Source organism: Ruminococcus sp. D54t1_190329_F1, assembly GCF_015551645.1.
Taxonomy (GTDB): Bacteria; Bacillota; Clostridia; order Lachnospirales; family Lachnospiraceae; genus Blautia_A; species Blautia_A faecis.
Genome location: NZ_JADNDC010000019.1, coordinates 41,010 through 56,817, shown reverse-complemented (window position 1 = coordinate 56,817; position 15,808 = coordinate 41,010). Strand labels below are relative to the sequence as shown.

At 45.0% G+C, this 15,808-nt stretch carries 14 protein-coding genes and 1 pseudogene; 14 read left to right on the top strand and 1 reads right to left on the bottom strand.

All coding sequences use genetic code 11. From position 1 onward, the window contains the following. Window positions 1–11 precede the first annotated feature (11 nt). The 10 genes from proC to I2D69_RS10435 all read left to right on the top strand — a co-directional run bounded on the left by proC (window position 12) and on the right by I2D69_RS10435 (window position 10,820). Window positions 12–806, top strand: a complete 795-nt coding sequence (gene proC / locus I2D69_RS10480) for a pyrroline-5-carboxylate reductase (protein WP_173772751.1) — start codon at window positions 12–14, stop codon at window positions 804–806. Between the two features lie 90 nt (window positions 807–896). Next, entirely contained in the window at window positions 897–1,448 is a 552-nt protein-coding gene (locus I2D69_RS10475; RefSeq protein ID WP_195379867.1) for a DJ-1 family glyoxalase III, read from the top strand. A 202-nt stretch (window positions 1,449–1,650) separates the two neighbouring features. After that, window positions 1,651–2,958, top strand: coding sequence for a trigger factor (gene tig / locus I2D69_RS10470; RefSeq protein WP_195379866.1), 1,308 nt, complete (start codon window positions 1,651–1,653; stop codon window positions 2,956–2,958). Window positions 2,959–3,078: 120 nt separating this feature from the next. Then, a complete protein-coding gene (gene clpP / locus I2D69_RS10465; protein WP_118582708.1) occupies window positions 3,079–3,660 on the top strand; it encodes an ATP-dependent Clp endopeptidase proteolytic subunit ClpP in 582 nt (193 codons plus the stop codon). Window positions 3,661–3,988: 328 nt separating this feature from the next. Continuing rightward, on the top strand, window positions 3,989–5,311 hold the full coding sequence (gene clpX, locus I2D69_RS10460) for an ATP-dependent Clp protease ATP-binding subunit ClpX (protein WP_118582711.1): 1,323 nt from the start codon (window positions 3,989–3,991) through the stop codon (window positions 5,309–5,311). A 19-nt stretch (window positions 5,312–5,330) separates the two neighbouring features. Then, on the top strand, window positions 5,331–7,643 hold the full coding sequence (lon, locus tag I2D69_RS10455) for an endopeptidase La (protein ID WP_195379865.1): 2,313 nt from the start codon (window positions 5,331–5,333) through the stop codon (window positions 7,641–7,643). A 17-nt stretch (window positions 7,644–7,660) separates the two neighbouring features. Then, window positions 7,661–8,278, top strand: coding sequence for a ribosome biogenesis GTP-binding protein YihA/YsxC (yihA, locus tag I2D69_RS10450; RefSeq protein WP_118582717.1), 618 nt, complete (start codon window positions 7,661–7,663; stop codon window positions 8,276–8,278). Between the two features lie 18 nt (window positions 8,279–8,296). Further along, on the top strand, window positions 8,297–9,142 hold the full coding sequence (locus I2D69_RS10445) for an energy-coupling factor transporter ATPase (protein WP_118582720.1): 846 nt from the start codon (window positions 8,297–8,299) through the stop codon (window positions 9,140–9,142). Beyond that, complete coding sequence (locus tag I2D69_RS10440) at window positions 9,133–10,020, top strand: energy-coupling factor transporter ATPase (protein ID WP_195379864.1); 888 nt, start codon at window positions 9,133–9,135, stop codon at window positions 10,018–10,020. The genes I2D69_RS10445 and I2D69_RS10440 overlap by 10 nt, the downstream gene beginning before the upstream one ends. Continuing rightward, complete coding sequence (locus I2D69_RS10435; RefSeq protein WP_173770240.1) at window positions 10,017–10,820, top strand: energy-coupling factor transporter transmembrane component T; 804 nt, start codon at window positions 10,017–10,019, stop codon at window positions 10,818–10,820. Before I2D69_RS10440 ends, I2D69_RS10435 begins: the two co-directional genes overlap by 4 nt. A 39-nt stretch (window positions 10,821–10,859) precedes the next feature. On the opposite strand, the pseudogene I2D69_RS21030 reads toward I2D69_RS10435, so the two are convergent. Next, window positions 10,860–10,964 (bottom strand): annotated as a pseudogene (locus I2D69_RS21030) (DUF6783 domain-containing protein); the annotation flags it as partial. Here I2D69_RS21030 and I2D69_RS21025 point away from each other — a divergent pair. The 4 genes from I2D69_RS21025 (at window position 10,923) to I2D69_RS10420 (ending at window position 15,796) form a co-directional block, all read left to right on the top strand. Beyond that, window positions 10,923–11,045 carry a DUF6783 domain-containing protein gene (locus tag I2D69_RS21025; RefSeq protein ID WP_308768463.1) on the top strand — a complete coding sequence of 41 codons (123 nt, stop codon included), beginning with the start codon at window positions 10,923–10,925 and terminating at the stop codon, window positions 11,043–11,045. The pseudogene I2D69_RS21030 and the gene I2D69_RS21025 sit on opposite strands and share 42 nt — an antisense overlap. A 214-nt stretch (window positions 11,046–11,259) precedes the next feature. Then, window positions 11,260–12,000 carry a tRNA pseudouridine(38-40) synthase TruA gene (gene truA / locus I2D69_RS10430; protein ID WP_173719373.1) on the top strand — a complete coding sequence of 247 codons (741 nt, stop codon included), beginning with the start codon at window positions 11,260–11,262 and terminating at the stop codon, window positions 11,998–12,000. Window positions 12,001–13,031: 1,031 nt separating this feature from the next. Continuing rightward, a complete protein-coding gene (locus I2D69_RS10425; protein WP_148461696.1) occupies window positions 13,032–14,159 on the top strand; it encodes a sugar-binding protein in 1,128 nt (375 codons plus the stop codon). 98 nt (window positions 14,160–14,257) lie between these two features. Further along, complete coding sequence (locus I2D69_RS10420) at window positions 14,258–15,796, top strand: sugar ABC transporter ATP-binding protein (protein WP_118580468.1); 1,539 nt, start codon at window positions 14,258–14,260, stop codon at window positions 15,794–15,796. Window positions 15,797–15,808: the final 12 nt, after the last annotated feature.

Genomic DNA, 15,808 nt, shown 5'->3' with positions numbered 1-15,808 from the left:
GAGCAGAAGATATGAAAATCGGATTTATCGGATGTGGAAATATGGGTTCTGCAATGATCGGTGGAATCCTGAAAAATGGTGTGTTTGAAAAAAATGAGATTATTGTTTCAAATCTCACAGAAGAAGGAAGCAGAAGAAGTCGGGAAAAACTTGGAGTTGTGACAACTCTGGATAATTGTGAAGTTGTGAAAAATGCAAATATTGTTATATTAGCAGTAAAGCCTCAATTCTATGAGGAGGTAATCGGTGAAATTAAAAGTTTCCTGACACCACAGCATATGATCGTAGGAATTGCGCCCGGTAAAACTCTTGCATGGCTGGAAGAAAAATGTGAGCAGCCGTTAAAGGTGGTACGTCTTATGCCGAATACCCCGGCACAGGTAGGGGCAGGAATGACAGGTGCCTGTGTCAATGATCGGGTAACAGAAGAGGATCTGGATCAGATTCTTGCCATTACAAACAGCTTCGGTCGCACAGAGGTGGTACCTGAAAGACTGATGGACGCAGTCAGCGCAGTCAGTGGGTGCTCTCCGGCTTATGTATTTATGTTTATTGAAGCAATGGCAGATGCCACTGTGGCACAGGGAATGCCAAGAAAACAGGCCTATCAGTTTGCTGCCCAGGCTGTACTTGGAAGTGCGAAGCTGCTTCTGGAGACAGGTATGCATCCGGGAGAACTGAAGGATATGGTATGCTCCCCGGCAGGAACGACCATTGAGGGTGTGCGTATCCTGGAAAAAAATGGTTTCCGCAGTGCTGTGTTTGAAGCATTGCAGGGAGCTGCTGATAAAGGAAAGAAAATGTGAGCTTTGCCTACAAAAAACACCTCGCGGAATATTACCAGTGAGCAGTAACTATAAGTAAATAATTGTGAAAATGAATCAGGAGGTTCCACTATGAGCAAAAAAGTATACATCTTCCTCGCCGACGGTTTCGAAGACATTGAAGGCTTAACTGTAGTTGATCTTATGCGAAGAGCAGGAATCACTATTACAACCGTTTCTATAAAAAACACCAAACAGATCACTACAGCCCATGGTATCACCATGCTGACCGATACCACCTTCTGTGAGGCGGATTTCTCCGACGCGGACATGCTGGTTCTCCCAGGCGGGCAGCCTGGAACCACTTATCTTGGAGGATTCGAGCCACTTACCGATCTGGTTAAAAGCTTCTATAATAATGGAGGTAAGATAGCAGCCATCTGCGCGGCACCTACTGTTTTTGCAGAAATCGGACTTTTACATGGAAAGAAGGCCACTGCATACCCGGCCTGCATGGACGGTCTTGGAGATGCTGTGAAGTCTGAAGAAAAGGTTGTAATTGATGGAAATATTACTACAAGCCGTGGACTTGGAACTGCAATTGACTTTTCCCTTTCCCTGATTTCCCAGCTCCTTGGACAGGAAAAAGCAGAGCAGATTGCAGAATCCGTAGTATACAAGTAGGAAATATTCTGAAAAACCTTGATTTTCAAGGAATAACAGGGAAAATCCCCAAAAAAATAACCGGGAAAACCATAAAAAACACTGGCGTTTTTTATTGGGGTGTGCTATACTTCTACAATGACTGTAATAATAGGGGGAAACCCTGCGCATTTATAACCGCAGAAAGAATGCAGAGAGATATATATTAAGGAGGAACACGAAAATGAGTTTACAGGTGGAGAAATTAGAGAAAAACATGGCGAAGCTTACCATCGAAGTTTCCGCTGAAGATTTAGACAAAGCAATGGAGAAAGCTTACCAGAAACAGAAAAGCAGAATCAGCCTTCCAGGATTCCGTAAAGGAAAAGCTCCGAGAAAGATGATCGAGAGCATGTATGGCAAGGGTGTATTTATGGAAGACGCTGTTAATTCTCTTGTACCACAGGAATATACAAAAGCTCTTGGCGAGTGCGATCTTGAGATCGTTTCCCAGCCGGAGATCAATGTTACACAGATGGAGCCAGGTAAAGCTCTTATCTTCACAGCTGATGTAGCTGTGAAACCAGAGGTTACTCTTGGAGATTACAAGGGTGTAGAGGTTCCGAAGTCTGAGATCGCTGTAACAGACGAGGAAGTTGACGCTGAGGTTAAGAAAGAGCAGGATAAGAATGCAAGAACAGTTGCAGTTGAGGATCGTGCAGCTGCAAACGGCGATATCACAACAATCGATTTCGAAGGATTTGTTGATGGTGTTGCATTTGACGGCGGTAAAGGAACTGACTACGCACTTACACTTGGTTCCGGTACATTTATCCCGGGATTCGAGGATCAGCTTGTTGGAGCAAACACTGGTGACCATGTAGAAGTTAAGGTTACTTTCCCAGAGGAATATCAGGCAAAAGAGCTTGCTGGCAAGGAAGCTGTATTCCAGTGTGACGTTAAGAAGATCGAGACCAAAGAGGTTCCGGAGCTTGACGATGAGTTTGCGAAAGACGTATCTGAATTTGATACTCTTGCTGAGTACAAAGAAGATGTTAAGAAGAAACTGACAGAGAAGAAAGAGAAAGAAGCAAGAACTGCAAAAGAGAACGCTGCAGTAGATAAAGCAATCGAGAATGCACAGATGGATATTCCGGAGCTTATGACAAAGACTGAGTGCCGTCAGATGATGGACGATTTCTCCAGAAGAATGCAGCAGCAGGGATTATCCATGGAGCAGTACTTCCAGTTCACAGGCCAGAGCATGGACAAGATGATGGAAGACATGAAGCCACAGGCTCTCAAGAGAATCCAGACAAGACTGGTTCTTGAGAAAGTAGCTGAGGCTGAGAACATCCGGCCATCTGAAGAAGAGATCACAGAAGAAATCCAGAAGATGGCAGATGCTTACAAGATGGAAGCTGACAAGATCAGAGAAGCTATCGGTGAGAGCGGACTTGAGCAGATGAAGAAAGATATGGCTGTTCAGAAGGCTGTTACTGTTATCGCTGATGCAGCAGTTGAAGTTGAGAAAGCAGCAGACGCTGAATAATCAGCAGGCAGATAACTGCACATCCCAAGAGGGAAAAATTATTTTGTTATGAAAGCGCTCTCTCTGGCGCATTATAATGCAGACCAGGTGGAGCGCATCTGATAAGAAAAGAGGGAATATATGAGTTTAGTGCCTTATGTCATTGAGCAGACAAGCAGAGGGGAGAGAAGCTACGACATCTATTCAAGGCTTCTGAAGGACAGAATCATTTTCCTGGGAGAGGAAGTAAACGATGTAAGTGCCAGCCTGGTAGTTGCTGAGTTGCTTTTTCTGGAAGCAGAGGATCCTGGAAAGGATATCCAGCTTTATATCAACAGCCCGGGTGGTTCCGTGACAGCTGGTATGGCTATCTACGATACCATGCAGTATATCAAGTGCGACGTTTCCACTATTTGTCTGGGAATGGCTGCCAGCATGGGAGCATTCCTTCTTGCTGGTGGTACAAAGGGTAAGAGATTTGCACTGCCGAATTCTACGATCATGATCCATCAGCCATCTGGCGGAGCCCAGGGACAGGCTACTGAGATCCAGATCGTGGCAGATCACATTGCCAAGACAAAGAGAACATTAAATGAAATTCTGGCTGCAAACACCGGACAGCCTCTTGAGGTAGTAGAGAAAGATACAGACCGTGACAATTACATGTCCGCAGAGGAAGCATTGGCTTATGGTCTGATCGATGGTGTTGTAACCCACAAATAGGGAAAAACTGTAACTGGATAACCGAGTGTACACTGATGAAGATGTAGTATATTTGTGTATTTCCAGTATAAACTTTCCCGCCTAAACTGAAAACAAAAGAAATCCCCCTGGAGCTTTTAGAACTCTAATAGCCGGAGTTTTCTTTTGCATGCTACTGTAAGAAAAGACTCCTGAACTAACAGGAGTCTTATCTTGTAAAATGGGATAATTTTGTAAAATAGGTATATTTTACAGAATAATTTCAAATTTTAAGAAATAAAGAAAACTTTTTTCAGAATAGCTCTGAATAAGGTCGCTTTATTTAAAAGAAAGGAAAAGTTAAAGATTCATGGCTGAGAAGATAAGAGAAGGAAAAGTAAGATGTTCCTTTTGCCAGAAAACCGAGGATCAGGTCCGCAAATTAATCGCCGGACCTGATGGTGCCTACATCTGCGATGAGTGTGTAGGTATCTGCTCGGAGATCATGGAGGAAGAATTTGGAGGATACGATCAGGAAGATATTCTTGGATCTGAGATCAATCTGATGAAACCAGAGGAAATCCATGCAATTCTGGACGACTATGTAATCGGACAGGATGAGGCAAAGAAAGCACTTTCTGTTGCTGTATACAATCATTACAAACGTGTTACTGCTTCCAGGAATCTGGATGTAGAGCTTCAGAAGAGCAATATCCTTATGCTTGGACCAACTGGTTCCGGTAAGACACTTCTTGCCCAGACACTGGCAAGACTTCTGAATGTACCGTTTGCCATTGCAGACGCCACTACCCTGACAGAGGCAGGATATGTAGGTGAAGATGTTGAGAATATTCTTCTGAAGATCATCCAGGCTGCTGATTATGATATTGACAGAGCGCAGTACGGAATTATTTATATAGATGAGATCGACAAGATCACACGTAAATCCGAGAATGTTTCCATCACTCGTGATGTTTCCGGAGAGGGTGTACAGCAGGCACTTCTGAAAATTCTGGAAGGCACTGTTGCAAGTGTTCCTCCTCAGGGTGGAAGAAAGCATCCGCATCAGGAATTCATCCAGATTGATACTACAAATATTCTGTTTATCTGTGGCGGTGCCTTTGACGGTCTGGAGAAGATCATTGAGGGAAGACAGGATACCAAGGCAATTGGCTTTGGCGCAGAAGTCGCTTCCAAAGAGGAACAGAATGTTGGTGAACTGTTCAAGCAGGTAATGCCTGAGGATCTGATCCGTTATGGACTGATTCCGGAGTTTGTAGGACGTGTGCCTGTAGTGGTAACCTTAGACGGACTTGATGAAAACGCACTTCTTCGCATCCTTCAGGAGCCGAAGAACGCACTGACCAAGCAGTACCATAAACTGTTTGAACTTGATGGAGTAGAGCTTGATTTTGAGGATGAAGCACTTCGTGTTATGGCGAGAAAGTCCATGGAACGTAAAACCGGAGCCAGAGGACTTCGTGCGATCATGGAGAGCACTCTTATGGATCTGATGTATAAGACTCCATCTGACGACACCATTCGTAAATGCATTATTACAAAAGAAGCTGTAGAGGGAACTGGTGAACCTCAGATCGTTCATGGGGAAGCTCCTGCACAGCCGGTGAATCCGGCAAATACAGGCAGAAGAAGCCAGCGTGCACACAAAAAGGGCACTCCGGAAACAGCCTGATGAAGGGATTTGACTACAAATGAGTGAGCCAATCAATGTACTTCCTGCCCTTGCCCTTCGCGGAACTACCATTCTTCCAGAAATGATCATTCATTTCGATGTAAGCAGGGAACGTTCCAAAAAGGCAATCGAAGCGGCAATGTTTCAGGATCAGAAGATCTTTCTGGTAACCCAGAAGGATCCCCAGATTGAAGATCCTGGATTTGTACAGCTGTTTCAGGTAGGAACTATTGCATATATTAAGCAGGTTGTGAAACTTCCTGACAACCTGCTGCGTGTTCTTGTTGAGGGAAAAAGAAGGGCAGAACTTCTTGGCCTGGAACAGGAGACACCATATTTAAGAGCAGAGACTGTTCTTGTTAATGAGGAAGAAGAGGAACTGCCTCAGGCGATGCTGGAGGCAATGTACAGAAGTATCAGGGAGCTGTTCCAAACTTATTGCGCTAAGGGTGGAAAGATTGGAAAAGAACTGGCTGCCCAGATCATGAATATAGAGAAAGCACCGGAGCTGATCGACCAGATCGTAATTAATCTGCCTCTTTCCTGGCAGAGCAAACAGAAGCTTTTGGAGGCAGCCAGACTGACAGACAGATATGAGCTTCTTGGTGCCATTTTGAGCAATGAGATCAATGTGTTGGATATCAGCCACGACCTTCAGCAGAAACTGAAAAAGCGTGTAGATAAAAACCAGCGTGAATATATTTTGAGAGAACAGCTGAAACTGATACGGGAGGAGCTTGGCGAGGACAATACTGCTGATGAGGCTGAGGAGTTCCGCAGAAAAGCCAAAGAGCTTACTGCTTCCCAGGAAGTAAAGGATCGTATTTTCAAAGAAATCGGCCGCTTTAAAATCACCAGCACCAATGCAGCTGAGAGCAGCATTCTGCGGGGATATATTGAGACACTTCTTTCCCTTCCGTGGGATAAGTGCTCTGAAGATTCTGAAGATCTGAAAGCAGCCTGGAAGATTCTTGAAGAAGGTCATTATGGTCTGAAGGATGTAAAAGAGCGTATTATGGAATTCCTGTCTGTACGTAAGCTGACACATAAAGGAAAATCTCCTATACTTTGCCTTGTGGGACCTCCTGGAACCGGTAAGACTTCTATTGCAAAATCTGTTGCAGAAGCCACTGGCAAACGTTATGTCCGTATCTGCCTTGGTGGTGTGAAGGATGAAGCTGAGATCCGCGGACATAGAAAGACTTATGTGGGTGCTATGCCGGGAAGGATTACCGTTGCCCTTCAGCAGGCAAAGGTTGCCAATCCGCTTATGCTTCTGGACGAAATTGACAAGACAAGCAGTGATTACAAGGGAGATACTTCTTCTGCACTTCTTGAGGTGTTGGATCCGGAGCAGAACAGTCATTTCAATGACCATTATGTGGAGCTTCCTCAGGATCTTTCAGAGGTGTTGTTTATTGCAACAGCCAACGATATTCAAGGAATCCCAAGACCGCTTCTTGACCGAATGGAGATCATTGAGATCAGCGGTTATACGGAGAATGAGAAAGAGCACATTGCAAAGGAGCATCTGATTCCCAAGCAAATGGAAGCCAATGGAATTGAGAAAGGCAAACTTTCCATTCAGGGCGGCGCTCTTCGAAAAATTATCAATAATTATACGAAAGAAGCCGGTGTCCGAAATCTGGAACGTCTGATCAGTCAGATCTGTCGTAAGACAGCACGTCTGATCATGGAAGATGGCAAAGAGAAGGTAACGGTCACAGGCAAGAACCTTGAGAGCTTTCTGGGGCAGGAGAAATACAATTACCTGATGGCGAATAAAAAGGATGAGGTTGGTATTGCAAGAGGTCTTGCCTGGACACAGGTAGGCGGCGATACCCTTCAGATCGAAGTAAATATTATGCCGGGTAAAGGGGAATTTGTGCTTACCGGACAGCTTGGAGACGTGATGAAGGAGTCTGCAACAGCGGGCATCAGCTACATCCGCTCTGTAGCAGCCAGATATGGAATCAATCAGGAATTTTTCCAGGAAAATGACATTCACGTACATATTCCGGAAGGGGCAGTGCCAAAGGACGGTCCGTCAGCCGGAATTACCATGGCAACTGCAATGCTTTCTGCCATTATTGACAAGCCGGTAAGAGCGGATCTTGCCATGACTGGTGAGATCACCTTAAGAGGTCGTGTACTTCCAATCGGCGGACTGAAAGAGAAGCTTCTTGCAGCTAAGTACGCCAAGATTAAAGAAGTACTGGTTCCAAAGTCCAATAAACCGGATATCAAAGAACTGGATGAGGAGATCACAGACGGACTGAAGATCACGTTTGTGGAAAATATGAATGAAGTGCTGGAACGGGCACTTGCCTGAAATGAGAGGTAGGAAAAATGGTAATTAAAAATGTTTCACTGGATATCGTTTGTGGTATCACCAGCAAACTGCCAGACACAGGAAGACCTGAAATTGCTTTTGCAGGGAAATCCAATGTGGGAAAATCCTCCCTCATTAACGGTCTGCTGAACCGAAAAGCGCTGGCAAGAACAAGTTCCCAGCCGGGAAAAACACAGACTATCAATTTTTATAATGTAAATGATTTTATGTACCTTGTGGATCTTCCAGGTTATGGATATGCCAAGGTTCCGGAGACCGAGAAGGCGAAGTGGGGAAAGATGATCGAGCGTTATCTTCATACCTCACAGACCCTGAAAGCAGTATTTCTCCTGATCGACATCCGGCACGATCCATCTGCAAACGATAAGCTGATGTATGACTGGATCGTAAATAACGGATACAATCCGATCATTATTGCAACCAAGCTGGATAAGCTGAAAAGAAGTCAGGTACAGAAGAATATTAAGGCTATCAAGGACGGACTGAAGCTGCGCCCGGGCAGTAAGATCATTCCTTTTTCCGCTGAGACAAAGCAGGGAAAAGATGAAATTTGGGCGTTAATGGACGAGTTGACCGGTGCAGTTCCGGCAGCTACGGACGAGCTGAAGGCCTGACAGACGAGGAAAAAGAATATGGGAATTATCAAGGCATTCAAGCTGGGATTTGACTATCTCAAGTATGATGAGGACGGCAATGTGGAAGCAACGCAGCGTGCTGTCAATGATGTAAACCTGGACATTGAAGCCGGCGATTTTGTGGCCGTTCTGGGGCACAATGGTTCCGGAAAATCCACATTGGCGAAGCAGATAAATGCATTGCTTATCCCTTCAGAGGGAACCATGTGGGTGGATGATATGGACACAGCCAAGGAGCCGGAGCTGTGGAAAATCCGCCAGAAAGCGGGGATGGTTTTTCAGAATCCGGACAACCAGATCATTGGTACGGTTGTGGAAGAGGATGTAGGCTTTGGTCCTGAGAATATGGGAGTACCTACAGACGAAATCTGGAAGCGTGTGGATGACAGTCTGAAAAAGACAGGAATGACCGCTTACCGTTATCAGTCTCCGAACAAGCTTTCCGGAGGCCAGAAACAAAGAGTTGCCATCGCAGGTGTTGTGGCGATGCGTCCAAGCTGTATTGTACTGGACGAGCCAACTGCAATGCTTGACCCGAATGGCAGGAAAGAAGTATTGAAAGCCGTTTCCGAGCTCAATAAAAAAGAAAATGTAACCGTTGTCCTCATTACCCATTATATGGAAGAAGTGATCCATGCCAACAAGGTTTATGTGATGGATGGTGGAAATGTGGTAATGCAGGGAACTCCAAGAGAAATTTTTTCCCAGGTAGAGACACTGAAGAAATACCGGCTGGATGTACCCCAGGTGACATTGCTCGCCCATGAGCTTCACAAGGCTGGCGTGGACATTCCGGAAGGAATACTGACGAAAGAGGAATTGGTGGGTGCATTATGTCGATAGAGCTTAAGAACGTGACCTATACTTACAGTCAGGGTACTGCTTATGAAAGCCACGCCCTGAAAGATATAAATCTTGTAATTCCGGATGGACAGTTCATTGGTGTGATTGGTCATACTGGAAGCGGAAAATCAACCTTGATCCAGCATTTTAATGCTTTGATCCAGCCTACAAGCGGTCAGATCCTTTATAATGGAGAAGACGTGTGGGCGGAGAATTATAACCGCCGGGCTCTTCGAAGTGAGGTGGGGCTGGTATTCCAGTACCCGGAGCACCAGCTGTTTGAGAATACAGTTCTGGCAGATGTTTGCTTTGGCCCTATGAATCAGGGACTTTCCAGGGAGCAGGCTGAGGAAGAGGCAAAAAAGGCCCTTGCCCATGTAGGTGTGAAGGAAGAGAATTTTACCAAGTCTCCTTTCGAGCTTTCAGGAGGCCAGAAGAAACGGGTTGCCATTGCAGGTGTTCTGGCAATGAACCCGAAAATCCTGATCCTGGATGAGCCTACTGCAGGGCTCGATCCACAGGGAAGAGATGACATTCTGGATCAGATTGCGGCTCTTCATAAGATGAGAGGAATTACCATTATCCTGGTTTCTCATAGCATGGAGGACATTGCCAAATATGTGGAACGCCTGATCGTTATGAATCATGGGGAAATGGTATTTGACGATACACCGAAGAATGTATTTTCCCATTATAAGGAACTGGAAGGAATGGGACTTGCGGCACCGCAGATCACCTATATCATGCATGCGCTTTCCGAAAATGGCCTGAATGTGGATACCACAGCTACCACTGTGGAGGAAGCCAGAGATACGATTCTGGAAGCTTTAAAGAGGCAGAAGCCTTCACTTCTTAAGAAGGGAGGCAGAAGCGAATGATCAGAGATATTACGATCGGACAGTATTATCCGGCAGATTCCGTGATTCACAAGCTGGATCCAAGAACCAAACTGGTAGGAACCATTGGATTTATTGTATCTGTATTTTTGTTCCACACCTTCGCAGGATATGCAGTGGCTACTATATTTCTTGCAGGAATGATCCTGTTGTCCAAGGTTCCGGTGAAGTTTATTTTTAAAGGTCTGAAGACCATTTTCATGCTGCTTCTGATCACCATATTTTTTAATATGATTCTTACCCCTGGTGAGGTGGTATGGAAGCTGGGATTTATTAAGGTAACAAAGGAAGGTCTGGTGCTGGCAGGTACTATGGCGATCCGACTGGTTTATCTGGTGATCGGTTCTTCCATTATGACATTGACGACGACGCCTAACCAGCTGACTGATGGCCTGGAGCGTCTGCTCCGCCCGCTGAATAAGCTCCATGTACCAGTACATGATATTGCTATGATGATGTCGATCGCCCTACGTTTTATCCCTATTCTTCTGGAAGAAACGGATAAGATCATGAAAGCGCAGATTGCCCGCGGAGCTGATTTCGAGAATGGGAATCTGATCCAGAAGGCGAAGAACATGGTTCCCCTTCTGGTGCCACTGTTTATTTCCGCATTCCGCCGGGCAAATGATCTGGCCATGGCCATGGAAGCAAGGTGCTATCATGGCGGTGACAACAGGACGCAGATGAAACCGCTTACTTATAAGAAGAGAGATCATGTGGCTTATGTGGTGCTGGTGGCGTATCTGGCTGTGGCGATTGGGTTCCGGGCGGCTGGAATCTGATAGAATGAAATAAAGCTGACAAGACACCTTGTGCTTTATTCAAAGAAACTTAGAGCCTGTTTGAAAAATCATTCCCGCAATCTGCACGCCCCACTTTGCGGTATATTTTGCCCAAATTCGGTTGCCGTAGCCCGCTACGGCGCCCTCATCCGGACAAAATCTCCCACAAATTGTGACGCACATCTTGCAGAAAACCTTTTTCAAACACGCTCTAGTAATCAATGATATATGTAACTGTTTAAGAAGTGGTATTTTGTGAGGCAATCGGGTTTGAATATGTCAGATTGCCGAGAGATACAAGCTTAAATGATTTCAAAGAAAGTGATTTGAAATGCACTTTGATTTGTAATTGTGAAGGTACAAAATAGTTACAAATGTTTATACAATTCCCTCACTTGCATGATACAGCAGGTGAGGGAATTTTCACAAGGAGAAGATTATGAAACGAATTGGACTTGTTGTAGCATACGATGGAACCAATTACTGCGGCTGGCAGACACAGCCTAATGGAATTACAGTGCAGGGTGTACTTAATGATACCCTTTCCAATCTTCTGGGCGAAAAAATCGAGACCATCGGTGCCAGCCGTACAGATGCTGGTGTGCACGCTCTGGGAAATGTAGCCGTCTTTGACACAAACACCCGCATCCCCGGCGACAAAATATCCTATGCCCTGAACCAGCGTCTCCCTGAAGACATCCGGATTCAGATGTCCGAAGAAGTGGAACCAGACTTTCACCCCAGATATTGCGACAGCGAGAAAACCTACGAATACCGTATTCTGAACCGCAAATTTCCGGTTCCTACAGAGCGCCTGTATTCCTATTTCTATCACTATAAATTAGATGTAGACAAAATGCGCGAGGCAACCTCCTATCTGATCGGCCGCCACGACTTCGCCAGCTTCTGTGGCTCTGGCGCCCAGGTAAAGACCACCATCCGCACCGTCACCGGAATCGAAGTTTTCCGCGACGGCGACATTGTCACCATCCGTGTCTCCGGAACCGGTTTCCTCTACAACATGGTCCGCATCATTTCCGGCACCCTGATTGAGATAGGAAACGGTCAGTATCCTCCGGAACGCATGCAAAAAATCCTTGACGCCAAAGACCGCTCCGCCGCCGGTCCTACCGCTCCCGCACAGGGGTTGACGCTTATGGGGATACAGTTCTTTGATTAATATGAAAATTGGTATTTAGTGTGTTGAAAGTTGTTCAAGGCGGACGCATTTGGACAATGGTGATTGCTCACTCGCCGGCGCAACGCTCCAGCGAACTAACTGCTAACTGCGACTAAATCGTTCAGGAGAGCCTTCACGATTAAGTCTCTGTAAGCAGTAGATTTCGCCTACGCTAAAACCGCGCCTGAAATGGCTCGCTAGAGCAATCACCATTGTCCGAATGCTGTGTACTGGCTGGGACTTATTTGTACATAGGAACTTTCAACAGGTGGGGAGGGGGAGTGATTGGCTTCCCTATACTGTATCGGAAACGAAAGTTTATGGGGAACTTGTCGGAAATTAGCGGCTTTTACAATTTCGATGAAGTATTTGCACATTTTAAGGCTGTTTTGCAAGTAAAAAACTTGACATATTATTTTATGCGCCTTCGATATCCCATTTAGATGGTTGATACTTCGCAGATTTATTAGTTTTACCTAATCTATCATTGCCAAGAAAGTATCGGGAAACCAATCACTCCCACCACCTCCTTGTTAAAAGTTCCTAAACAGCATCAGTTTCAGCCGACACACAGCATTTGGGCAATGTGTATTACTCCAGCGAGCCATTTCAGGCGCGTTCTTAGCGTAAGCGAAATCCAGCGCTTACGTAGACTTATGCGTGAGGGCTCTCCCGAACGCATTAGTCGCAGTTAGCGATTAGTTCGCTGGAGCGTTGCGCCGGCGAGTGAGTAATACACATTGTCCAAATGCGTCCCTCCTAAAGAACTTTTAACACATTAAATAGCAAAATTACATTCGGGAATTCTATAACACTTCATATCTTAAAAATGTCAATAGCACATAATTACAATCTAGCACTATTCCACAACAAAAATGTCCAGTCCAGCACAATTTTGTGCATATCATAACACAAAAATTGAAAGAGCAATCCAAAATTAGTCCATTTTACACAGAGTACCGATATGATATTATAATCCCATCAAAAAGCTATAGAACATAGCAAATAAAAATGATACGGGAGGTTTTTTCATGAAGAGAAAAGTAGCAATGGCAATGGTAGCAGCAATGGCAGTTGGTTCACTTGCAGTTCCGGTAATGGCAGAAGACGGAGCAGCTGGCGGAAAGATCGGTATTTCAATGCCTACACAGTCTCTGGAGCGTTGGAATCGTGATGGTTCCTATCTGCAGAAACAGTTCGAAGATGCTGGATACGAAGTAGAGCTTACATACTCTGACAACGAGACAGACCGTCAGGTAAACGATATTCAGAACCTGATTTCCGATGGAGTTAACCTGTTAGTTGTAGCAGCTATCGATGGCGAGGCTCTTAATACAGTTATGGATGAAGCAGCAGATGCAGGAATCCCGGTTATTTCTTATGACCGTCTGATCAAGTCCGACGCTGTTTCCTATTATATTTCTTTTGATAACTACACAGTAGGTACCCTTCAGGGACAGTACGTAGTAGATTCTCTGGATCTGGACAATGCTGGAGACAAGACATACAATATCGAGTTTACAGCTGGTGATCCTGCTGATAACAATGCCGGATACTTCTTCAACGGTGCATTTGATGTATTAAAACCATACATTGATGCAGGAACCTTAAATGTAGTTTCCGGACAGACTGATTTTGATTCTGTTGCAACACCTGCATGGGATACCCAGACAGCACTTGAAAGAATGCAGAATATTCTGGCATCCTATTATGCAGACGGAACACAGCTTGACGTAGCTCTTTGCTCCAACGACTCCACAGCACTTGGTGTAACACAGGCAATCGAGTCTGACTATGCTGGTGATAACACAGTCCTGATCACAGGACAGGATGGTGATGAAGCAAACCTTGCAAACATCGTTGACGGAAAACAGTCCATGACCGTTTACAAAGCAGTTGCCAATGAAGCAGTCGTAACACTTGACCTTGCAAAAGCAATGCTGGCTGGTGATACAGTTGATGAGTCTCTGATTGAAAAATCTGGTTGGGATTTCGAGTGTGCATATGATACAGAGTCCTATGAGACATCTGAAGGCAACAAATGCCCATCCTTCCTTCTGGTTCCTACAGTTGTAACAAAAGACAACCTTCAGGAAGCACTGGTTGACCCAGGATACTACACAATGGATGATGACGGATATCTTCATCCGGCAAACTAATGAAGGCTGAACGAAAACGTCATACAAATCAAAAATAAAGGTTTAAATGTGGGCGGGGTGAAAAGCCCCGCCTGTTTTATGGGAAAGGGGGCGCCATTTTGGCTGACAATATTTTAGTAATGGAACACATTACGAAGGAATTCCCCGGTGTCAAAGCTTTGGATAACGTTAACCTTGAAGTTCAGCGTGGCGAGATTCATGCGCTGATCGGTGAGAACGGTGCGGGAAAGTCCACATTGATGAACGTATTAAGTGGTCAGTATCCATACGGCAGCTATACTGGAACGGTTACCTACGAGGGTGAAGAGTGTAAGTTTAAAAAGCTTAATGACAGCGAGGCAAAAGGTATCGTTATTATTCACCAGGAGCTTGCATTGATCCCACTGCTTTCCATCGGTGAAAACATGTTTCTCGGAAACGAGATCAAAAATAAAAGAGGAGCCATCGACTGGGATAAAACATACAGCGAGGCTGAGAAACATATGGCTCAGGTAGGTCTTCATGAATCTGCCCAGACCCTGATCAAAGATATCGGAACCGGCAAACAGCAGCTGGTAGAAATTGCGAAAGCTTTTTCAAAAGATGTTAAACTGCTCATCCTGGATGAGCCGACTTCATCCCTGAATGATGAAGATGCAAAGATGCTTCTGGACCTGCTTATGGAATTTAAAAAACAGGGACTGACATCTATTATTATCACACACAAACTGAATGAGATCATTTACTGTGCAGACCGTTGTACCATTCTTCGAGACGGAAGCACAATCGAGACACTTACAAAAGGCGTGGATGACTTAAGCGAGGACAGGATCATCAAAGGAATGGTTGGACGTCCTATGGAAGATCGTTATCCGAAACGTGAGCACAATGTAAGTAAAGAAGTGATGCTGGAGGTAAAGAACTGGACGGTTCATCATCCTCTGTATCCGGAAAAAATAGTAGACGACAATATTTCCTTTAAAGTACATAAAGGTGAGGTTGTTGGTTTCTCAGGACTGCAGGGTGCAGGCCGTACAGAGCTGGCAATGTCCATCTTCGGTAAGAGCTATGGAAGTGCAATTTCCGGAGAATTGTACATAAAGGGTGAAAAAGTAGATTTGAAAGATCCTCGTGCAGCCATCCAGCATGGTCTTGCATATGTAACTGAGGACCGTAAGACAAACGGACTGATCCTTGATGAGTCCATTCGTTTCAATACAACTCTTGCCCGTCTGAACAAAGTCTGTGATAATGGAATTATCAACACGGACCTTGAGGTACAGCTGGCGGAGCAGATGACAAAAGAAATGGGAACGAAAACACCTTCCAATGAGCAGCGTATTGGTAACCTGTCTGGTGGTAACCAGCAGAAAGCCCTTCTTGGAAAGTGGATGTTCACAGAACCGGATATTTTGATTCTGGATGAGCCTACCCGTGGTATCGATGTAGGTGCAAAATATGATATTTACTGTCTGATCAATCAGATGGTAGAACAGGGAAAATCTGTAATCATGATTTCCTCTGAAATGCCTGAAATCCTTGGTATGTGCGACCGGGTTTATATTATGAATGAAGGTAAGATGGCCGGTGAACTGGATGCAAAGGAAGCAACCCAGGAAGGCATCATGGCACATATCATGCAGAATCAGAAGAAATAATGAAAGGGGAAA